We start from the raw sequence: 21,460 nt of genomic DNA on the forward strand, positions 1-21,460 counted from the left end.
TGGCGTGAGTCAGGCTGCCTGAGCTTCGGGGCGTTCGACGAGGTGGCCGCGTTCGAAGCGTGCTCCGGCCCGGACCAGGGCGACGAGGTGGGGTGCGTTCACGGCTCGCCACCGAGCCTGGGCGGACTCGACGAGCTTGAAGACCATGGCGAGTGCGGCGGCCGCGCTGCCGGCCCCCTTGGTGACCTTCGTCCTCAGCCTCACCGTGGCAAAGGTCGACTCGATCGGGTTGGTGGTCCGCAGGTGGATCCAGTGCTCGGCGGGGAAGTCGTAGAACGCGAGCAGCTCGTCGACGTCGTCGGTGACCTTCCTGACGGCCTTGGGGAACTTCATGCCGTACGTCTTCTCGAACGCCGCGACGGCCTTCAGCGCGTGTTCGCGGTCCTCGGCGTTGTAGATCTCCTTGAGGGCTTTCTTCGCGCCGGGCTGGGCCGACTTCGGGAAGGCGTTGAGAACATTTGCGGTCTTGTGAACCCAGCATCGCTGGTGTCGGGCCTCGGGGAACACCTCAGCGATGGCCTTCCAGAAGCCCAGGGCGCCGTCCCCGACGGCCAGGACGGGGGATCGCATGCCCCGGAGCCGGCAGTCGCGCAGGAGGTCAGCCCATGACTCGGCCGATTCGCGGTAGCCGTCGCTCATGGCGATCAGCTCTTTCGTGCCATCGGCCGCACGCCCATCAGCACCAGCACGCAGGACTTCGCCTGGGCCAGGCGTATGCGCAGGTGGATGCCGTCAGCCCACACGTAGACGTAGTCGGTGGCGGACAGGTCCCGCTTGCCGAACGCCTGGTGGTCGGCCTGCCACTGCTGGGTGAGCCGGGTGACCGTGGCCGGTGAGAGCCCGGCAGCCGAGCCGAGGAACTGTTCGAGGGCGGGCGCGAAGTCCCCGCTGGAGAGACCGTGGAGGTAGAGCAGGGGCAGCACCTCACTGATCTTCGGGGACTTGCGGCACCACGGCGGCAGGATCGCGGAGGAGAACCGCTGGCGCTCGCCCGTGGCCTCGTCCACGCGCTTGTCGTTCACCCGCGGGGCCTTCACCTCGACCGCCCCGGCCGCGGTGGTTACCTCCCGTGGCTGGTGGTAGCCGTTACGGACCACCAGGCGCCGGCCGTGCTGGTCACACTGGTCCGCCAACTCGGCTATGTAGGTGTTGACCTCGGCCTCCAACGCGGCGGCGAGCATCCGGCGGGCTCCCTCCCGGACGATCTCGTCGATCAGCGACGACCCGCCCCTGGTGGTGCCGTCGGCATTGACTACGGTGAGCACGGACGTGCCTTCCCGACCGACGGTGCAACGTCGGCCTTGCTCGGTGACCTATCGATCGATCACCCGGGAAGGTACGTCCTCCCGCGCCTGATCCACAGGTCTTGAGCATTGCTCAAAGCACAGGCTGGGCCGACCCTGGCCATGTGCTCCCTTGCCGCTCAGTCTGGACGCTGGTGAAATCCACCCATACCCACGGTTCGTAGTGCCACAAGCGCACTTCGCCGACGCGTCTGTGCCGCCCATCCGGAGGGGACCGCGAAACTGCCCAGGTAGTCGGACAGTTGCCCGCCGCCGCCCCGGCACGGCTCAGCTGCTCAGGCCGTAGGCACCGACTGGTTTTCGCTGAGTCGGCTGTAAATTCGTTCCGGAGTCAGGGGCAGCGCGCGGTAGCGGACGCCCGTGGCGTCATGGAGCGCATTCGCCAACGCGGGGGCCACCGGGTTGATACAGCTTTCCGCCATTCCCTTCGACCGCATGGGCCCAACGGAATCCGCCGAGTCCACCAGGAGCACCTCGGTGCGGGGGATATCGGCGTAGGTGGGGATGCGGTAGTTGCGAAAGTTCGGGTTGACCATGACACCGTTCGCATCGACGTGGTAATTCTCGGTCAATGTGAAGCCGATTCCCTGGGCGACACCGCCTTCTACCTGTCCCTGGACTTGCGCGGGGTTGATGACTACGCCGGCGTCGGTCGCCTGGACGCTGTAAAGGATACGAATCTCACCCGTCACCCGATGGACAGCGATTCGGAACCCCTGCGTATTGGAAATGACGCTTCGGGGTGAGCCGTAGGCCTTGCGGGCGGCGGTGAATCGAATTCCGCGCGCTCGGGCCAATGCGACGAGCTCGGCCAACGACACGCGCTGGTCGCCGCAGACGACAACCTCGTCGTCCATCGAGCACATCACGAGATGGATACCCGTGTGGGCGGCAGCAAATTCCAGTATTCGGTCGCGCACAGCATTGGCCGCTCGAAGTACCGCGTTGCCCGAAACGAAAAGGCCTGCACTCGCAAAGGCACCGGTGTCGAATCCCGTGCGGTCGGTGTCGGATTGCACCAGGCGAATCCGCGACGGCGTCGTGCCCAGTTGGTTGGCCGCGATCTGGACATGCGCGGTCGACGTACCCTCGCCGAATTCGACTGTTCCGACGGCCAACTCGTACATGAGGTCGTCGCCGAGCGTGACCCAGGCCTCGGAGGTGTGTTCGGTTGGGGGCGCAGTCTCGTGCAATGAACTCGCGACGCCGGCCCCGACGAGCCACCCGGGGCCGGGGGACGGCTCATCGGCTGTACGGGCCATGGCGTCATTCACTAGATCGATGCACTTCGCGAGTCCGTCCTCGGTGAACACCACGTCGTCGGGGCCTTCATGCATGGCGACGAGCGGATCACCCGGTCGCACGATATTGCGTCGACGCAGTTCGAGCGGATCGATGTGCAATGCGAGTGCCAGTTCATGCATCGCCGATTCCACGGCGAACGCCGGTTGCGTCATCCCGTAACCGCGCAGTGCCCCGCTCGGAACGGTGTTCGTATAGACGGAGAACGCGTCGTACTTCTTGTTGGGGCAGCGGTAGATCATGACGGCAGCGCCGCCTGCATACAGCGTTTCGCCGCCGTGGTTGCCGTAGGCGCCCGTGTTCGACACATTGCGGACTTGGAACGCCGTGAGTGTTCCGTCCGCCTTCGCGCCGAGCTTGACCGTCAACGTCATCGGATGCCGTGGTGAAGCCGTTGTGAACTCCTCCTCGCGGGTGTACTCGAAGCAGACAGGTCGCCCGGTGTCCAGAGTGGCGAGCGCGACCAGATCCTCCGAGATCACTTCCTGTTTTCCGCCGAAGCCGCCGCCAACTCGTTTGCAGAACACGCGGAGCTGGTCCGGGCGCAGCGCGAACAGATGGGCGAGTTTGACTTTCCCGATCGACGGTGACTGCGAACTGGTGCGGACGTTCAGACGGCCGTTCTCCATCCAGGCAATGGAGCCGTGGGTCTCGAGATGCGCATGTTGCACTCGCGGTGACGAGTAGGTGCCTTCGTGGATCAGGTCTGCTTCGGCGAACCCTGCATCGATATCGCCGATGTGCGAATGGATCTCGAGCAAGATGTTGTGGACGGGATCGCGGACGAATGGATCGTCCGCGCCGTGCAGCTGTGGCGCCCCCTCGGCCATTGCCTCTTCGGGGTCGAATACTGCCGGCATTACCTCGTATTCGACGACGACCCTTCGGCAGCCCTCTTCTGCCGCCCCGACCGTGTCGGCCAGGACCGCAACGACGCGTTGGCCGACGAAGCGGACCGTGTTGTCGAGGATGAACGTGTCGCCCGGATCGACAAGATGGTCGCTGTGGATCGCCGTAGTAAAAGGTTTGCGCGGCACATCTTCCCAGGTGTAGACCCGATGCACGCCGGGAACTGCGAGTGCAGCTGTCTTGTCGATCGAGACGATCCGGGCGTGCGCGTGTGGCGAGTGCAGCACCTTGAGGTGCAGCATGCCTTCGATGTGGGTGTCCATCATGAACTCGGCGCGACCGGTTACCACGTCGTTGGCTGCCGGCGCACTGACGCTCGTCCCGACGGCCTTTCCTGGCGCGGCTGTCTCCACGCCGGCGACGCCCTTCACGGCATCCTCGATCCCTCGATAGCCGGTGCAGCGGCAGAGGTTGCCCTTCAACGCCTGCGGCAAGTCCTCTTTCTGGGCCTCTGTGAACGTTGCCGACGTCATGATCATCCCTGCGGTGCAGAAACCGCATTGGAACCCCGGGGCGTCGCGGAACTGTCGCTGCATTGGATGCAGGTTGCCGGGTGATCCGAGACCCTCGATCGTAGTCACCTCGCGACCGTCCGCGCGGAAAGCAGGGGTGATGCAGCTGTGCACCGGACTGCCGTCCAACCACACCGTGCATGCGCCGCAATCGCCTGCGTCGCAACCCTTTTTGACGCCATAGAGGCCGAGTGAGCGGAGGAATGTGCGCAGGCACTGGCCGGGGTCTGGTTCTTCGTCGAAGCTCCTGCCGTTCACGATGTATGTCATGCCAGGCCCCCAGCTATGAGTTCGCGACGAATCTCTTCCGCGAAGTGCTTTGTCAGGTGGCGACGGTGGTCGGGGGAACCGTTTGGATCGGCGAACCAGACGTCGGCCGGGACAACGTCGATGCTCTGCTGCAGAGTTCGGGCATCGGGCATGGTGTCGAAAGCAATACGCACAGGCCGTGTAGTTCCGGCTGTGACGGTGAGCAGCAGGTCGCTCATTCCTGGTGTTTCAGTACCGATGAGGAATACCGTCGAACGGCCGAGGTGGGTCAGCGTGAAGCGGCGGTGCGCGGCGCGTTTCCTCAGGGCACGCGCTGGAATGTCGATGCGCCGCAAGATTTCCCCGGGAGTAAGAATGTTCCGATTGTTGCCGGTCACGAAGTCGAGGGCATCGACGATGCGTGCGGACCCGTCAGGAGCCCACAGCTCGTACTTTGCCTCGAGTGCGACCGTCAGCGTGATCATTGGGCCAGCAGGCAAAGACATGCAGATATTGCCGCCGACGGTCGCCGAGTTCCAGACTTTGAACGAGGACAAGAACGCCTCGCAGCTCTTCGCGAAAATGGTGCCCGCGATCCAATCACCTAGCGGCGCAAAGGTATACAGGTCGCGGATGGTGCACGTTGCGCCGATTTCGAGGCCCGCGTCGCTCGGGAAGAGGGGATCCCAACCCAACGCCGTCAGGTCGATCAGGCGGCGCAGGCTTGGCTGCTCCGCGGAAAACAGCCACGATCCGCCTGCGAGCCAAGCGTCGCCTTCGCGCCAGTCCATGCCTGGCCGATCGGACGGGCGCCGGATGACTTCGGTGATGGTGTTGAGGTCCATGGGAACTGATCTCCCTATCGACGATAATCGTGCGACGGACCGCCTACCGAACTCGATCAACCAGCGCGTGGCGCAGCTAGCATCTCCCCGATCTTATTGTTGCAGGTAGGGCTGCGAACATACTTTTTTCGATTGCGGACATTCGGCTCGATACACTCGTCGAATGTCGAAACGCGTCACGATGCGCGCTGGGAGCCGTACAACCTCGAGCGACAGAATCGAATTTGGGCCGCTGCGGTCGAACTACTCGAGGAAGGACCGGCGGGCGCATGGATTCCTTTCAAGCATATCGCGAAACGGGCCGGCCTCGCCAAGTCAGGGCTTCGCCGTGAAGTCGTGATGTCTCGTTCGTGGCCATGTGCTCGCGATGCCGAGTAGGGCCAGTGGGCGTAGGGCGTCGCGGGCGTTTCGGCGCAGGGCGGCTGCGGTGTGGCAGCATCCGACGGCGCGCAGGGCGCCGATGGCAAGGTGTCGCCGTGGCGCGGGGCGCGGGGCGCGTTGTCGGTACGAAGCTGGGAGCCGTCCTCTCCGAAGGTCACATCGCGGATGTGGTGCAGGGATCCACGGCCCAATGACCGCGGATCATGGACGCGAGTCGGGCCGGGTCGGCCGGCTCAGCGGGCAGGCTGGTGACCGGCGTACACGGTCTTGAACGTGGTCTTACCGCTCTTGCGGTGGCGGCGGCGCCGCTTGAGCTTCGGGATCAACGCAGCGTGGCTGGAGTTGACCCTGGCAGCCATCGACCTGATCGTCTGGACCCAGGCACTCCTGCTGGATGGCGAGTTGGCCACTGCCGAGCCGAAGTAGATCCGCTACCGACTGCTGCCCGCCGCCGCCCGCATAGGCGACTCCGGATGGCGTACGGCACCTGCTCGGCCGGGCCAAGTGGAATGCCGATCTGGTGCGTTACGAGGTGTGCGGCTACATGGTGGAGCATCTGCACGACAATCAGGCGGCGCTGGTGGTCGATGAGAGGCGGGACGTAAAGGGACGCACACGGTCGGCGTCCAGCGCCAGTAACCGGCACCGGCACCCGCACCGGCACCGGCACCGGCACCGGCACCGGCACCGGCACCGGCAGGATCGCCACGCGTGCCGTCGTCAGTCGCCTCGCCAAATGTTGTTGAAGGCCGCCTCGTCGATAGCTCGCCGCTGCCGTTCGACCTCCAGTTCCCTCAACGCGTCATTGACGGCGGCGAGCGCTGTCGCCACCGTGTCGTCGGCCACGCTCGGAGAGGCGCCAGTCTGCTTGTCTCGGATCCCGATAGCCGCTGCAAGAGCGGCGAGGATGGGCTCATCCGATGTCATGCGGTTCGCCGCCAGGCGGCGATCGGGCGAATCGACCAGCACCATCTGGCTCGTCCGGGAGGGTATCCAGCGGTGGCGGCGTTGCCGAGTGAGCTGACCTTCCGCCTCAAGGGCTGCCAGATACGCCGCGGACAGGCCGCGGCCTCTGCGCCACAGCCAGTCGTCGACCGACTCGTACGGCGGTTGTCGGTCAAGTGACGACGCGGCCTCGTCCAACAGGCGATCAGCTATTGCTGGCCGATGGCTCGGCACGATGTGATCGTCGTCCAGTCTGATGGCTTGAGCGCCCAGGAGGTCGATCAATTCGGCGCCCGCCAGCGCAAGCGACAGATCGCCCGGCTCAACAGTGCGACTGGACGCCATGTCCAAAGCGGCGATCATCAGGTCCCGCGGTGTGGTCATGAATGGCTCCACGTCAGGGGCATCAGTAGCGATGCCTCGCGGATCAGCGTGTCCGGCGCCCGGCATGACGCCGAGCGGCAAGATCAGCTGCCGTTGTCGGAGGCCGCCCCGATCGCGGCACGGATTTGCTGCGCGTAGCCGGCGGGCGTGAAGTCCGGGCCGACACCGTCAACGAGGATCAGGTCACTGATCGTGCGGTCGGTACGCAAGGGCAGGATCTTCTGGTACTCGGGCGAGTTGTACCACTCCTTGGCCTTCGCCATGTCGTGGAACTCGAGCAGCACCACCGAGCCAGGCCAAGCGTCTTCGAGGATTTGCACCTCGGCGTCCATCGCAAGCCACTTTCCTCCGTACGGCGCTGTGGTGGCCTCCACCTGCTCCAGATAGGCCAGGGTCTCCTCCTGCGGTATGCCGGGAATGCGTAACTGATTGATCAGGTATGTGGTCATGTGGACCTGATGGGTGAGCGGTGGACCCTGCTGGTCGTCCGCAAGAGTTGATGTTCGGCTCGAAGCGCTTCACGGATCTACGCTTCGAGCCCGAAGGCGAGCCGGAACGTGCTGAATCAGCGCCTCGAGGAGCTGGAGGCGAGGGGCGTCGTGCGCCGAGCGGAACCTACCCGCCGACGAGCACTCCCGTATACGAGCTTACGGAGTGAGGACGGCAGCTGCATCCGTCACGACGCGCGGGCGCCGACTCGACGGTGTCGTTGCGTCCCGCGTACGCAGCGTCTCCCTACTGATCCCGAGGTCCCTGGCCACCGCCCCAGGTGGCAGTCGGTTGCGGAAGCCCAGCATGCGGCACCACCAGGTGAGGCGCCGGGTCGCCGGGTCCTCCTGGTCGCCGGTGAGGGACATGGCGGCGTGAGCCCTTCCGGGGCAGAACCCCTGATCTCAAATGTCCGTCAAAGCGGATCAAGCCCAGACCGGGCGGCCTGACCGTCTATCGTCGCGGCGCTTCGAGCAACTGCTCGCGATACGGAGTACGGCAGGAAGACCTGTGTATCCGAACAGTGCTTCTCTCCACCGCCAAATCCACTTCACGACTCCTCCAACTCACACTCGCTCGGCACGGGCCAGCACCATCTGCCTCGGCCGTGGCCACACTTCCAGCTTCGTTGAAGTGTTTGCGCGTCTTCGATCCGGGCCCGAAGAATGAAGGCAGCCACGAGTGAAGGAGAGACACATGCGCAAAGGGATTACTGCGGCCCTTGCCGCGTCCGCCGCTATGTTCGGCGTCATCGCGTTAGCGCCCACCGCCTCTGCCGAGCCGAACCCGGCCGGCTGCCCCAAGGGGTACTTCTGTGCCTGGAGCGGGCCGGACCAGACGGGCACCCTGGTTCTGAAAACGGCAGGCAACTGGAGCGGGAGCGTGGCATTCCGGTCCGTATTCAACAATGGGTACCGCCTGCCCGGGGCCGACCACGTCGACATGACCTATTGGTACGAAGGAGACGGCACGGTAACCAGTTGCCTTCACTACAACCCGGGGCCAGGCGAATACAAATGGACTGCCCCCTACACCGAAGTCATCTACGGCGTCAGGTGGCGGGGCGAGTGCTAGTGGAGTTCTTCCACACTCCGCGGAGCCGAGGAAACACATAGCCATATGGCGCGGCGCAGTGCTGGCTGATGCATCGGGCCAACAGAACCCGCGTCCCGAGGAACGTGGGGCGCGGTGGGCGTTGGACTCGACTTCCTGCCGCGCCCAACAGCGCGCCGCAGGCGCCCGCACCCTCGCACCGCGCATGACGGTCCTTCCCTAATGCGCGGTGGCGTACGGGCGGTCGCGCCGGGCGTCGTGGAGGACCGAGCCCCACCACAGGAGCTGGTCGAGCAGTACCTTCGCGGCACCATTGGGGCCCTCGGGGTCCCTGAGGATGCCGTCGGGGCTGAAGAGCTCGTAGTACCGGGGGAAGGCGACATAGTCGCGGACCGTGTGGGCCTGCAACTCACCGAAGACCTGGCGCAGCTGCTCCATCGCCAGGATGCCGCCGCTCCCCCCGCTGTAGCCGACGAAACCGACCGCCTTGGCCTGCCACTCGGTGTAGTGCCAGTCGATGGCGGCCTTCAGTGAGGCCGGGAAGCTGCGGTTGTACTCCGGCGTCACCACGACGATCGCGTCGGCCGCCGCGATCCGCCGGGTGAGGCCCGCCATCTCGGCGGGACGGGCCATGTCGGGCTCGAGCGCCGGCGGCACGGGCGGCAGCTCGAGCGGCAGGGGCGTATCCGCGAGATCGATCAGGTCCACCGTGAACTGGCCGTGCTGCACGGCCTGCTCGACGAACCATCGCGCGACCACTGGGCCGAACCGGCCCTCCCTGACACTGCCGATGATCACCGCGAGGTTGAGGGTCTCACTGGGCATGGCTGTGCTCCTTCTCCGCAAGTCAGTAAGTGACAGGTGACCTCGGTGGTCACGACTCTCAACCTGCCGGGCGGGGCGGAGACCAGGAAGGCCGGGCCGAGGCTGGTAATGGCAGGGCCACGATCCCGGCGGCCACGCCTGTTACGTTCGCAACGTGAGCGACAACGAGCTGGGCATGTTCCTGCGTATCCGCCGTGAAGCCGTCACACCCGCCGAGGTGGGGCTGCCCACTGGGCCCCGCCGCCGTACGCCGGGCCTGCGCCGGGCCGAGCTGGCCACGCTCGCCGGAGTCAGCGTCGAATACGTGACACGGCTCGAGCAGGGACGCGACCGCCGCCCGTCCGCGCAAGTGCTCTCCGCCCTGGCCGACGCGCTACGGCTGACCGCGAGCGAACGCATCCACCTGCACCGCCTCGCCAAGGGGGCCGAGGGCGGCTTCACTTGCATGGGCGGCGCGACACCGGCCCGCGAGGTGCGCCCCACCGTGCGGGCGCTGCTCGACCGCCTTGAGCCCGCCCCCGCCGTGCTGATCAACCGGCTGAGCGAAATTCTCGCCTGCACCGCAGGTTACGAGCGGCTGGCAGGACCGATGGGTCTGCTGGACGGCAGACCGCCGAACCTCGCCCGCTTCGTGTTCACCGACGACCGGGCGCGTACCGCCTACCCCGACTGGGACCGCATCGCCGACGAACAAGTCGCCGCCCTCAAGCAAGGGCCGTTCCGGGCGGATCGGCATGTCGCGGCGCTCGCGGACGAGTTGACCGTTACCGCCGGGGCGACTTTCGCCGAGCGCGTGGACACCCTGCCCGGCCTTCCGAAGTCCAGCGGCGTAGCACGGCTGATCCACCCCGAGGTGGGCGAGCTGCGCCTGGCGTACGAAACCCTCGAACTGCCCGCAGACGACGACCAGCGCCTCATCGTCCACCTCCCCGCCGACGACGCCACATCCGTCGCACTCGACCGCCTCACCGGCCGCCTGCCGGGCGCGCTGCGCGCAGTTTCCGGCTGACGCGGGCCGCGAGGCACGCGAGGCACGGCTACGGGGCCCTGTTGACAGCAGGGCTGCCGTCCGGCTCGGTATTCAAACCCTGACCATCCGCTGCCGATGAACACGCGACCGTCACGCGGAAAGCGCGATCCGCGCGACGTCGTGGATACGACGCTGCGCGCACTCACCCGCAGCACGTCGTCAGTGATCGACGGGCGAGCCAACGCGCTGACCCCGTTGATCTTCGGCAGGCTGCTGCCCCAGTTCTCCGCGCTCATTGCCAAAAGGGGGTTGCGCAGGTCTGGAGGCCGACCCCGAGACTGGTCAACTCTGGCACCGGCACGCGAGCATGGGTCGGTCCGGACAAGACTCCGTGTCGTGCCGTCAGGTCGCCTGAGCCCCCCGCATACGGCGTCTTCCGGAACGGTGACCGTGACCTCAACCACCGGTTCCAGCAGCTCCATCACGCTGACGCGCAGGGGCCTCCCGACGCGCAAGCCGGCCGGCTGACTGGAATGGGTGGCTCCATCGGTCAGTGTGCCGAAGTCCGGCGCGGGGAGGACCGGTGTCAGAACCGGCATGGGGTCGTCACACCTAGTAGTGATCGATCAGGCCGTACTCGTCCGTGGCCTTGGTTCACACCCCACAGCCCTGGCGGTTCTGGTGGCCGCGTCCGATGCGGCGATCCTCACCTGTTTCTCGGCCCTCCCGGTCCCTCTTCCCCGGTGGCACATGCCCCAGCGGTCGCCGCGTCCGGGCTCGCGGGTTGTCCATTCCTCGAGATTGGGGCCGACATTTGAGATAAGTACGGAAATATGCAATCCCTGTAGCCACGTGTGCCGAATAACAAGTGAGACATCCGTCTGTGGCTCGCGTCGAGCATGCACGGAACCGTATTGGGGAGCCTCCCGACCGGCTCACCGTCCGCGCCCGGAAGGCTACCCGCCGTACGGTCACACGCTCTGACCCTGCCGGGCTGCAGCGCCGGGGCCCGGAACATGGGCCCGTGGCGGCCGGTGGCGGCCGCAACTTCTCCAGGGAGCTCACATGGTCGGAAAACCGGTCGAGGCATTGACCTCCGGCCAGGAGGAGTCCCCACCCCTTCGGGGCGGGTATGACGAACCGGCCGCTGATACCGAGAGGATCCTCGCCGAGGTGCTGGCTGACGTCGTGTGCGTCGGACAGGTGTCGGTCGACAGTCACTTCTTCGACGAACTGGGCGCCGACTCGTTGGTGATGGCGCATTTCTGCGCGCGAGTGAGGAAGCGCGCGGACCTGCCGTCGGTATCGATGAAGGACGTCTACCGGCATCCGACGATCAGGAGTCTGGCGACGGCGCTGGCGGACTCGGCGCCCGCCTCCCCGGTCGAGCCGTCGGACTCGGTGTCAGCGGCCCCGGCGGGGATGCCCCAGTACGTTTTGTGCGGCGCGCTGCAGCTCCTGACTTTCCTCGGATACTCCTGCGTCCTCGCGCTCGTCACCGCTCGGGGCTACGAGTGGATCTCCGCCGGGGCGGGCGTGATCGACGTCTATCTGCGATCGATCATGTTCGGCGCTGCAGGCCTTCTGGTTCTGTGTGTCCTTCCGATCCTGGTGAAATGGACCCTCATCGGTCGGTGGAAGCCCCGAGAGATCCGCATCTGGAGCCTGGGGTACGTCCGCTTCTGGATCGTCAAGACGCTGGTCCGGTCGGACCCGCTGGTCCTGTTCATTGGTTCGCCGATCTACGCGCTCTATCTCAAGGCGCTGGGCGCGAGAATCGGGCGGGGCGTCGCGGTCTTCTCCCGGAATATGCCCGTGTGCACCGATCTGCTCGTCATCGGCGACGGCACAGTCATCCGCAAGGACTCGTTCTTCAACTGCTACCGGGCTCGCGCCGGCGTGATCCAGGTGGGCCCGGTCAACCTCGGGAAGGACGTGGTCGTCAGCGAGGCCACCGTGCTCGACATCGAGACCTCGCTGGGCAACGGCGCTCAGCTCGGCCATGCCTCCTCCCTGCACAGTGGTCAGGCGGTGCCTGACGGCGAGCACTGGCACGGGTCACCGGCGCAGCCCACGCAGGTGGAGTACCAGGTGGTGAGCCCGGCCGGCTGCGGTGCTCTGAGAAGGGCGACCCACAGCGTCCTGCAGCTTGTGGCCGTGTTGCTCCTGTACGTGCCGCTGGCGGTCGGCGGCGCGGGCATGCTGCTCGCACTGGCCCCGCAGCTCCGCGCGGTCCTGGAACCGGGGCCCGCGGTCCTCACGAACTGGACGTTCTTCCTCGACACCCTGGCGGCCTCCGCCGTGCTCTTTTTCGGCGCCGTGCCCCTACTTCTTCTCGTCCTGGCCACTGTCCCCCGCCTGCTCGCCCGGGCCATCACACCTGGCAGGGTCTATCCCCTGTACGGCTTCCACTACGGGGTGCACCGGGCGATCGCGTTCGTGACCAACAGGAGGTTCCTGACGCGCCTGTTCGGCGACAGCTCCTGCATCGTCCACTACCTGCGTTTCCTCGGGTACGACCTCTCCAGGATCGAGCAGACCGGGTCGAACTTCGGTACGGAGGTGAGGCACGAAACCCCGTACCTGAGTTCCGTCGGGAGCGGAACGATGGTCGCCGACGGCCTGTCGATCATCAACGCCGACTTCTCGAGCACCTCATTTCGCGTGTCCCGGGCGTCGATCGGAGCGCGCAACTTCCTCGGCAACAGGATCGCCTACCCCTCGCGGGGCAGGACGGGCGACAACTGCCTTCTCGCCACGAAGGTCATGGTCCCTGTCGACGGGGAGATCCGGGAGGGCGTCGGTCTTCTCGGCTCGCCCAGCTTCGAGATTCCGCGATCGGTGCAGCGGGACAGCACGTTCGACGGGTTGAAGAGCGGCGAGAAGCTGCGCAGCCGCCTCGCATCCAAGAACAGACACAATGCCGCCACCATGGGGCTGTTCCTGCTGGTGGGATGGATCCATTTGTTCGGTGTCACCCTGCTCCTCTCGGGCGCGGCGGACCTCTACGCCTCGTTTGGTGCGTCGGTGATCGCACTGGCCTACGTCCTCGTACTTCCGTTCACTGCCGTGTACTTCGTGCTGGTCGAACGTGCCGTCACGGCGTTCCACCCCCTGGGTCCGCTTTTCTGCTCGATCTACGACCTCCGCTTCTGGCGGCGTGAGCGCTTCTGGAAGGTGCCGTCGGAGACATATCTGCGGATCTTCAACGGCACCCCTTTCAAGAATGTGATCTGGCGGCTGCTGGGTGTCCAGCTCGGTCGCAGGGTCTTCGACGACGGCTGCTATCTGACGGAGCGGACGATGGTCGCCATCGGGGACGGCTGCACGCTCAACGCGGGGAGCGTCATCCAGTGCCACTCGCAGGAGGACGGCACTTTCAAGTCCGACCGCAGCACGATCGGCTCCGGCTGCACCCTCGGGGTCGGTGCTTTCGTCCACTACGGCGTGACGATCGGCAACGGCGCTGTGCTCGCCCCCGACTCCTTCCTCATGAAGGGCGAGGTCGTCCCGGAGCACGCGCGGTGGGGCGGCAATCCGGCCCGGCAGATCCGCCGGAACAACGGCGAGGAGTGGAAGTAGACCACCATGGGAACGCCCGTGAATGCCAACGTGGAGTTCTGGCGCGGTGTGCTCGTCGCCGGCGGGTTCACCACTGTGCCGCGGTGGACGCTCAATCCGGTGCCGGGCGTCGTCGAGTACAAGGCGGCGATCCCGGACGACGTCGTGGGAGCGTTGTGCCGGCTGGCGGAGGAGCTGGAGGTGCCGCTCGGTTCGGTGCTGCTGGCCGCGCACGCCAAGGTGCTCTCGGCGCTGTCCGGCGAGCAGGAGATCACCACCGGCTACGTCGTCGCCGAAGCCAGCCAACCGCTGCCGTGTCGGTTGACCACCGCACCCGACTCATGGCGGGCACTGCTGCTGAACTCCCATCGGGTCGCCTCGGAACTGCTGGCACACAAGGATTTCCCGGTCGGTGATCTGTGGCGCGAACTGGGGCTGACCCAAGCGCCGTTCGAGACCGCGTTCGATCCGACCGGAGGCGGCGGCGATCTCGCCGAGGACACCGTGCTGGAGGTGGGATTCCCCCGCCGCGGCGACCAACTCGTGCTGCGGCTGCGCTTCCGCACCGACGTGCTGGACGCGGACTGCGCCGCCAGGATCGCCGGCTACCACCTCACCGCACTCGGCCTGATCGCCGCCGACCCCGATGCCGGGCACGGGCGGCAGAGCCTGCTGTCCGACGAGGAACTCCGCTTCCAGCTCGAGGGGCTGGCCGGACCGCGCCGGGAGTTGCCGGACCGCCGGGTGCACGAGCTGTTCGAGGAGCGGGTGCGGGCGCATCCGGACGCCGTCGCAGCCGTGCACGGCGAGAGGCAGTGGACCTACCGGGAACTCAACGCCCGGGCGAACCGGCTGGCACACGCCCTGCAGGCCCGCGGCCTTGCCCGCGAGGGCGTCGTGGCGGTGGTGACCGAGCGCAACCTCAACTGGCTGGCCGCCGTCCTCGCGGTCTTCAAGGCCGGCGGCGCATACCTTCCCGTCGAGCCGCATTTCCCGGCCGGGCGCATCGCGACCACACTGGCCCGCGCCGAATGCGGCCTCGTGCTGACCGAACCCGGCAGCACCACCACCCTCGACCAGGCCCTGACCACGCTGCCCGCCATGCAGACGCTGGTCGTCGACACGGCCTACGAAGAAGACCATGCCGACGGTGATCCCGGTATCGCCGTAGCCGCGGACCAGCTCGCCTACATCTACTTCACCTCCGGCTCCACGGGCGAGCCGAAGGGGGCGATGTGTGAGCACGCGGGCATGCTCAACCACCTCTACGCCAAGATCGACGATCTGGGGATCGGCGAGGGGCAGGTGGTGGCCCAGACCGCACCCCAGTGCTTCGACATCTCGCTGTGGCAGCTGCTCTCCGCGCTCCTGGTCGGCGGGCGAACCCTGCTGGTCGAGCAGGAAGTCATCCTGGACGTCCCCCGCTTCCTCGACAAGATCGTCGACGGTGGGGTCGCAGTGCTGCAGGTCGTGCCGTCGTATCTCGATGCCGTTCTGTCCGATCTCGAACGGCACCCCCGCACGCTGCCCGGTCTGCGGTACGTGTCGGTGACCGGTGAGGCGCTGAAGAAGGAGCTCGCCGAGCGCTGGTTCACCGCCCAGCCCGGGATCGGACTGGTCAACGCCTACGGGCTGACCGAGACCTCCGACGACACCAACCACGAGGTCATGGACCGGGTGCCGGACCGGATCCTGCTCGGCCGCCCGGTCAACAACGTGCACGTCTACGTCGTCGACGAACACCTCACACCCGTACCGCTCGGCGCCCCCGGCGAGATTGTCTTCTCCGGAGTCTGCGTCGGCCGCGGGTACGTCAACGACCCTGAGCGGACCCGGCTGGCCTTCATGGCGGATCCGCACCGAAAGGGCCAGCGGCTCTACCGGGGCGGCGACTTCGGCCGCTGGCACCCGGAAGGCAAGCTGGAGTTCCTCGGCCGCCGCGATGCCCAGGTCAAGATCCGCGGCTTCCGGATCGAGATCGGCGAGATCGAGAACACCCTGCTGCGCCTCCCCAGTGTCCGCGACGGCGCGGTAGTCGTCACCGAACGGACCGGCCGCAGCAAGGACTTGGTGGCCTTCTACTCGGGTCCGCTCCTGCTGAAGTCCGGTTTCCTACGGGACCGGCTGAGCGGGTCGCTGCCCAAGTACATGGTCCCGTCGGTCTTCCACTGGCGGGACAGCCTGCCCCTGACGGCCAATGGCAAGATCGACAGGAGAGCACTGGCCTCACTCGCCGAAGAACTCGACACGGTCGGGGATGCCTACCAGGCACCCAGCACGCCGACCGAACAGCGACTCGCCGCCATGTGGGCCAAGGTCCTCGGCATCCCACAGAACCGGATCAGCAGACGGGACCACTTCTTCGACCGCGGCGGCACATCGCTGTCGGCAGTGCGGCTGGCCATCTCGCTGGACCGAATGGTCTCCCTCAAGGACGTCACCCGTCACCCGGTGCTCGCCGACCTGGCCGAACTGGTCGACGGCCGGTCCGACCGGAGCTCCGTACTGCAGCCGCTGACGGAAAGTGACGGTGCTCAAGCAGGGGCTTTGGTTGGCTTCCCCTGCGCCGGCGGCGACGCGATGGACTTCCAGGCGCTGGCCAATGCACTGCGGGGCAGCGGACCAGCGGTCTACGCCGTCGACGTGCGCAATTCCGATACTCCCGGCGGGAGTGAGCCGTTCGCGCCGATCGCAGAGGTGGTTGAACAGGTCGTCGCCGAGATCACCGGGCGTGGCCTGACCAGGGTCCTGCTGTGGGGCCACTCCTCGGGTACGGCGTTGGCCGTGGAGACGGCCAGGCAGCTGCAGGAGCGCGGGGTGGACGTCCAGCGGGTGTTCCTCGGCGCGCAACTGCTCGGTGACGCCACCGACCGGCGCGCCGCCATCACCGAGCTGACCGGGCGGAGCAACACCGAGATCGTCACCGAGCTGACCGGGCGGAGCAACGCCGAGATCGCCGCGGCGCTGAGCGCGGACAGCAGCTACACCGGGCTCGGTGAGCTGGATGCGCAGCGCGCCGAGCATGTCGGTGCGGCATACCGGCACGACTGTGTGTCCGCGCACCGCTATTTCGCCGATGTCCTTGACACGCCGCCGGCGGTGAAGCTGTCCGCGCCGGTCACCGTCGTCGTCGCCGCCGACGACCCGAGCACGGCGCAGTTCCCACGCCGGTACCGCGACTGGCAACTCCTCGCCGAGCACGTCGACCTGCACGAGCTCGCCGACGGCGGCCACTACTTCCTGCGCACCCGTCCGACCGAGGTGGCCAAGGCCGTGCTGAGCGCCGCCGAGTGGCCGACTTCTTACTGAGCCGCGACTGAAAGGAAAACGAGATGTCGTCCTCATCCCCGACATCACTGCTCGACGTGGAGACGAAACCCGGCAAACCTCCCATGCTGCGGGTCGAAGCCACCGTCGACGCGGCGAGCTGGGCGGCCGGGCAACGGGACGCGCTGCGCGCCGTTGTCGCCGAGCACGGTTCGGTCCTGGTCCGCGGCCTGGGGCTGCGCGACGCGGCCGGAGTCGACGGGATCCTTCAGCGGCTGGCCACCGCTCCGATGACCGAGAAGGAGGCCTTCGCCCCCCGCCAGACCTACTCCGAAGGCGTCTACTCCTCATCGCAGTGGCCACCGAACCAGCCCATGTGCATGCACCACGAACTGAGCTACCGGCTCGAGTTCCCCGGCCTGATGCTGTTCGCATGCATCGGTGCGCCCACCGAGGGCGGGGCGACCGCGGTGGCCGACTCACCGACCGTGCTCGACGCGCTGCCCACCGAGTTGACCGAACGGTTCGAGCGGGAGGGCTGGCTGCTCACCCGCAGCTACAACGACGAGATCGGGGCGTCCCTGGCCGAGGCGTTCGGAACAGATGAGCGGGGCGCCGTCGAGAGCTACTGCCGTGCCAACGCGATCGAGTTCGCGTGGCAGCCCGACGGTGGACTGCGCACCAGACAACGCCGCAGCGCCGTGGTGCGGCACCCGGTCACCGGCCGGCGCTGCTGGTTCAACCAGATCGCCTTCCTCAACGAATGGACGCTGGCCCCCGAGGTGCGCGAGTACCTCATCGACGAGTACGGCGCCGACGGACTGCCGTTCAACACCCGCTTCGGCGAAGGCGACCCGATCGGCGACGACGTCGTACAACTGCTCAACAAGATCTACGAGGAGAACACCGCACGCGAGCCGTGGCAGGCCGGCGACCTGCTGCTCGTCGACAACATCCGCACCGCACACAGCAGGGAACCCTTCGAAGGACCGCGGGAAGTGCTCGTCGCGATGGCCGATCCAACTCACCTGGCCGACTGCTCGCCGACCGTCAAAGTGCCCGCAGGATGACCACCATCCGTCCCACCGCTATGGAGTCCGCAATGTCCGAGCCGATGGCTGTGCCGCCGTTTGCGGTGATCCCCGGTGCCCAGGTTCAGCGCGTGCTGCAGGGGCGCGAGAAGGAGATCGTGGAGTTGGTCGAGGCCACCTACCGGCTGCACGGCGCCGGTGATTCGGTGAACCCGCCGTCCTACTTCCTGCGTTTCCCCGACCGCCCGTCCTCCCGGATCATCGCGCTGCCCGCCTCGATCGGCGGGGCGGTGCGGGTGGACGGCCTGAAGTGGATCTCCAGCTTCCCGCAGAACGTGACGGCAGGCATCCCTCGTGCCTCGGCCGTGCTCATCCTCAACGACCATGACACCGGCTACCCGTTCGCCTGTCTGGAAAGCTCGATCATCAGCGCCACCAGGACGGCCGCGTCAGCCGCGTCAGCGGCCGACTGGCTCAGCCGCGACCGGCGGCGCCCGACGCGCGTCGGGTTCTTCGGGGTGGGCTTGATCGCCCGCTACATCCACGCCTTCCTGGCCGGCACCGGCTGGTCGTTCGACGAGATCGGCGTGCACGACCTGTCCCCCGAGAGCGCGGCAGGCTTCCGCACCTACCTGGAGCAGTCGGGCACCGCCGGCCGGATCACCGTGCACGACAGCGCCGAGCAGCTGATCCGGAACAGCGACCTGGTGGTCTTCGCCACCGTCGCCGCCCAGCCGCACGTCAGCGATCCGTCGTGGTTCGCGCACAATCCGCTGGTGCTGCATGTGTCGCTGCGCGACCTCGCGCCGCAGATCCTGCTGGCATCGGCCAACATCGTCGATGACATCGAGCACTGCCTGAAGGCCAACACCTCGCCGCATCTGGCCGAGCAGCTCACGGGCAACCGGGACTTCCTGCACGGCACCTTGGACGACGTGATGGCCGGGCGGGTGACCGTGCCGGTGCACCGACCGCTGGTGTTCTCGCCGTTCGGCCTCGGAGTACTCGACCTCGCCGTCGGCAAGTACGTCTACGACGAGGTGGTCCGCTCCGGAGAACTGCAGATCATCGACGACTTCTTCCACGAACTGAGCCGGTACGGACGAGCCGACCGAAACCTCGGCTGACCAACAACAAGGAGGCTTATGCGGAGCTGACCCCCGAGTAATCAGCGGCCAAATCGCCGCAGATCAACGCGCACCACACTGCGGCCCCTAGCCCAACTCCCCGTCCGACTCGGTGAACACAGGTAAGGCGAGAAGCCCGCCACCACGGTCGGATGGACATTCCCGAGGCGCAATGCCGCAGAGGAGGAGGCCATCATGCCCGTCATTTCCGTTCCCTACGCCTTCAACGAAGAGGAGCTCTATGTCGACCTTCGGTCGATCTTCGGGCAGTCGCTCTTCCTCAAATGTGAGGGCTTCAACTTCGCCGGCTCGATCAAGCTGAAAGCCGCGACCGAGATGGTGGAGACCGCCGAGCGGGATGGAGTCCTGACGCCGAATTCGATCCTGGTCGAGTCCTCGTCCGGAAACCTCGGCGTGGCGCTGAGCATGATCGCGGCGAGCAAGGGCTACCGGTTCCTGTGCGTGACGGACTCCCGCTGCAACCTGTCGACCAGGCTGATGATGGAGGCCCTGGGCAGCCAGGTGCACATCATCGCCGGACAGGAGGCCAATGGCGGCTTCCTCGGCGCACGACTCGAGTACATCCGCGCGCTGTGCGCCTCCGACGACCGTTACGTATGGCTCAGCCAGTACACCAACCCGAGCAACTGGAAGGCCCACTACCGCAAGACAGCGCCGGAGATCGCCCGCCAGTTCCCGCACCTGGACGTGCTGTTCGTCGGGGCCGGCACCACCGGGACCCTGATGGGCTGTGCACGCTACTTCCGGGAGTGGCACCGGCCGGTGCATGTCGTCGCACTGGACAGCGTCGGCTCGGTGGCCTTCGGCGGTACCCCGGGACGCCGGATGATTCCCGGTCTGGGCATGAGCATCCGTCCACCGCTGCTCGACGAGTCCTATGTGGACGAGGTGATACGCGTTGAGGAGGCGGACACCATCCGCGCCTGCCGTCACCTGGCCAGAGCGGGCTTCCTGTTCGGCGGATCCACCGGCACGGTGGTCAGCGGCGCCATGGGCTGGCTGGCCCGGCACGACGCGCGCGAACTCACCGCCGTGGCCATCGCCCCGGACCTCGGCGAGCGCTACCTCGACACCATCTACCAGACCAACTGGGTGCAGGACCTGTACGGCGAGGACGTGCTCAACCCCGACAAGGTGACCGCCGCCAGCTGCCCGGCAGCCCGCCCCGGACCACCAGTGCGGTCACCGCGCCCGCAGCCGCGCCCTCAGCGTCACGAGCACGACACCCAGGCCCAGGCCGCGTCCGGCAACCGACCCCGTGGCGGGTCGTGGTGAGCTGAGCGTCGTGATCCGTCCATCCGCCTCCGGGCGCCCCCACTCCCGCGGAAACGGGACCAGATCCCGGCACAGATGCTGCATCGGTGATATCGAACAACGCATCACTGCGTTCGGTCAGACAGGACACTCTCACCGAGAGCCAGGAAAGGCGCGGGCGACGTCGCAGGTGACCTCACTGCGGAGAGGCGACCACGTTCCGTCAGCCTAGCTGCAGGCTGACCCCCGCCTCTAACGAACATGGCTGATGCAACGGAGGGCGCATCAGAGGGCGTTGGGTCCGGAAGCGGCTCCCCCAGACGCGGAACGGCGGAGCCATCCGGCTTCGTACCGAAGTACGGCTTCTCGTCGCCGGCCGACGGCAGGCAGGACGAGTGTCACCGTAGACAGCAGCTCCGTTGTTCAGGGTGACTGGATCATCCGGCGCCACACCGAATGGGGGCACCAGTCACCTTCTTGACGGCTCCCTGCGCGTCTCGCGTACAGAAGACGCTTCAAAGCCGGAAACAGCCCGGAGACCACTCACCCACCCCACGCACCAGCATCGGCAGCGGGTTGCACGTTTGGGCATGACCCCGTGCTTCACGAATCCGCGGGCACTTCACCGATTTCGGGGACCCGCGGGATGCGGTAGCCCTACGGTGACTCCCGTCGCACCGCAAGGCTAGGGGGGTATATGTCCGAGGCGCCATTGTGGGCTGAGCTGGGCGAGACAATCAGTGCGGTCCGGGGGCAGTTGCAACAAGCTGCCCACGAGGGCGAGGGCGAAGGGAAGCTGAAGTTCCGTACGGGGCCTGTGGAGTTGGAGTTCTCCGTCGAGGTCCGCAAGGAGGGCAACGCCAAAACCAGGATCTCGGCAGCCTCGCCCACGACGCGAGCACCCCAGCCGACGTCCGTCTGAGGTCGGCCGAGAAGCTGACCAGCATCGGAGACGATCGCGGCCCGGCCATACTCCGTCACCTCGCCCATGACGCCGGTCTGAACGTCAGGATCCGCCTGCAGTCTGCCGT

At 66.7% G+C, this 21,460-nt stretch carries 14 protein-coding genes and 3 pseudogenes; 10 read left to right on the top strand and 7 right to left on the bottom strand.

Annotated elements, in window-relative coordinates; genetic code table 11:
- Window positions 1–9 precede the first annotated feature (9 nt).
- The 4 genes and pseudogenes from OG735_RS02150 to OG735_RS02165 all read right to left on the bottom strand — a co-directional run bounded on the left by OG735_RS02150 (window position 10) and on the right by OG735_RS02165 (window position 5,861).
- Window positions 10–1,265 (bottom strand): annotated as a pseudogene (locus OG735_RS02150) (IS256 family transposase).
- A gap of 314 nt (window positions 1,266–1,579) precedes the next feature.
- On the bottom strand, window positions 1,580–4,297 hold the full coding sequence (locus OG735_RS02155) for a molybdopterin-dependent oxidoreductase (RefSeq protein WP_327321406.1): 2,718 nt from the start codon (window positions 4,295–4,297) through the stop codon (window positions 1,580–1,582).
- Window positions 4,294–5,121 carry an FAD binding domain-containing protein gene (locus OG735_RS02160; protein ID WP_327321407.1) on the bottom strand — a complete coding sequence of 276 codons (828 nt, stop codon included), beginning with the start codon at window positions 5,119–5,121 and terminating at the stop codon, window positions 4,294–4,296. The genes OG735_RS02155 and OG735_RS02160 overlap by 4 nt, the downstream gene beginning before the upstream one ends.
- A gap of 614 nt (window positions 5,122–5,735) precedes the next feature.
- Entirely contained in the window at window positions 5,736–5,861 is a 126-nt protein-coding gene (locus tag OG735_RS02165; protein ID WP_327328639.1) for a hypothetical protein, read from the bottom strand.
- Here OG735_RS02165 and OG735_RS41800 point away from each other — a divergent pair.
- A pseudogene (locus tag OG735_RS41800) lies at window positions 5,818–5,994 on the top strand (IS1380 family transposase); the annotation flags it as partial. The gene OG735_RS02165 and the pseudogene OG735_RS41800 sit on opposite strands and share 44 nt — an antisense overlap.
- Window positions 5,966–6,138, top strand: a pseudogene (locus tag OG735_RS02170) (IS701 family transposase); the annotation flags it as partial. The pseudogenes OG735_RS41800 and OG735_RS02170, both read left to right, overlap by 29 nt.
- Window positions 6,139–6,222: 84 nt before the next feature.
- Here OG735_RS02170 and OG735_RS02175 read toward each other — a convergent pair.
- A complete protein-coding gene (locus OG735_RS02175; protein WP_327321408.1) occupies window positions 6,223–6,831 on the bottom strand; it encodes a GOLPH3/VPS74 family protein in 609 nt (202 codons plus the stop codon).
- Window positions 6,832–6,914: 83 nt separating this feature from the next.
- Window positions 6,915–7,280, bottom strand: coding sequence for a DUF1330 domain-containing protein (locus OG735_RS02180; RefSeq protein ID WP_327321409.1), 366 nt, complete (start codon window positions 7,278–7,280; stop codon window positions 6,915–6,917).
- 736 nt (window positions 7,281–8,016) lie between these two features.
- On the opposite strand from OG735_RS02180, the gene OG735_RS02185 reads away from it, so the two are divergent.
- Window positions 8,017–8,394 carry a peptidase inhibitor family I36 protein gene (locus tag OG735_RS02185; RefSeq protein ID WP_327321410.1) on the top strand — a complete coding sequence of 126 codons (378 nt, stop codon included), beginning with the start codon at window positions 8,017–8,019 and terminating at the stop codon, window positions 8,392–8,394.
- Between the two features lie 198 nt (window positions 8,395–8,592).
- Here OG735_RS02185 and OG735_RS02190 read toward each other — a convergent pair whose 3' ends face one another.
- Window positions 8,593–9,198 (bottom strand): NADPH-dependent FMN reductase, encoded by a 606-nt coding sequence (locus OG735_RS02190; RefSeq protein ID WP_327321411.1) that lies wholly within the window; start codon window positions 9,196–9,198, stop codon window positions 8,593–8,595.
- Between the two features lie 154 nt (window positions 9,199–9,352).
- Here OG735_RS02190 and OG735_RS02195 point away from each other — a divergent pair, with 154 nt between their 5' ends.
- From OG735_RS02195 to OG735_RS02225, 7 genes are all read left to right on the top strand, one after another.
- Complete coding sequence (locus tag OG735_RS02195) at window positions 9,353–10,207, top strand: helix-turn-helix domain-containing protein (protein WP_327321412.1); 855 nt, start codon at window positions 9,353–9,355, stop codon at window positions 10,205–10,207.
- Between the two features lie 1,026 nt (window positions 10,208–11,233).
- Window positions 11,234–13,750 (top strand): Pls/PosA family non-ribosomal peptide synthetase, encoded by a 2,517-nt coding sequence (locus OG735_RS02200; protein WP_327321413.1) that lies wholly within the window; start codon window positions 11,234–11,236, stop codon window positions 13,748–13,750.
- 6 nt (window positions 13,751–13,756) lie between these two features.
- Window positions 13,757–17,038: a non-ribosomal peptide synthetase gene (locus tag OG735_RS02205; protein ID WP_327321414.1), complete on the top strand. Its 3,282-nt coding sequence runs from the start codon at window positions 13,757–13,759 to the stop codon at window positions 17,036–17,038.
- A gap of 23 nt (window positions 17,039–17,061) precedes the next feature.
- On the top strand, window positions 17,062–18,066 hold the full coding sequence (locus tag OG735_RS02210; RefSeq protein ID WP_327321415.1) for a TauD/TfdA family dioxygenase: 1,005 nt from the start codon (window positions 17,062–17,064) through the stop codon (window positions 18,064–18,066).
- Complete coding sequence (gene sbnB, locus OG735_RS02215) at window positions 18,063–19,154, top strand: 2,3-diaminopropionate biosynthesis protein SbnB (RefSeq protein WP_327321416.1); 1,092 nt, start codon at window positions 18,063–18,065, stop codon at window positions 19,152–19,154. Before OG735_RS02210 ends, sbnB begins: the two co-directional genes overlap by 4 nt.
- Before the next feature lie 195 nt (window positions 19,155–19,349).
- Complete coding sequence (gene sbnA, locus OG735_RS02220; protein ID WP_327321417.1) at window positions 19,350–20,450, top strand: 2,3-diaminopropionate biosynthesis protein SbnA; 1,101 nt, start codon at window positions 19,350–19,352, stop codon at window positions 20,448–20,450.
- 676 nt (window positions 20,451–21,126) lie between these two features.
- A complete protein-coding gene (locus tag OG735_RS02225) occupies window positions 21,127–21,351 on the top strand; it encodes a trypco2 family protein (RefSeq protein WP_327321418.1) in 225 nt (74 codons plus the stop codon).
- The last annotated feature ends 109 nt before the right edge of the window (window positions 21,352–21,460 follow it).

The sequence above is a fragment of the Streptomyces sp. NBC_01210 genome (genome assembly GCF_036010325.1).
Taxonomy (GTDB): domain Bacteria; phylum Actinomycetota; class Actinomycetes; order Streptomycetales; family Streptomycetaceae; genus Streptomyces.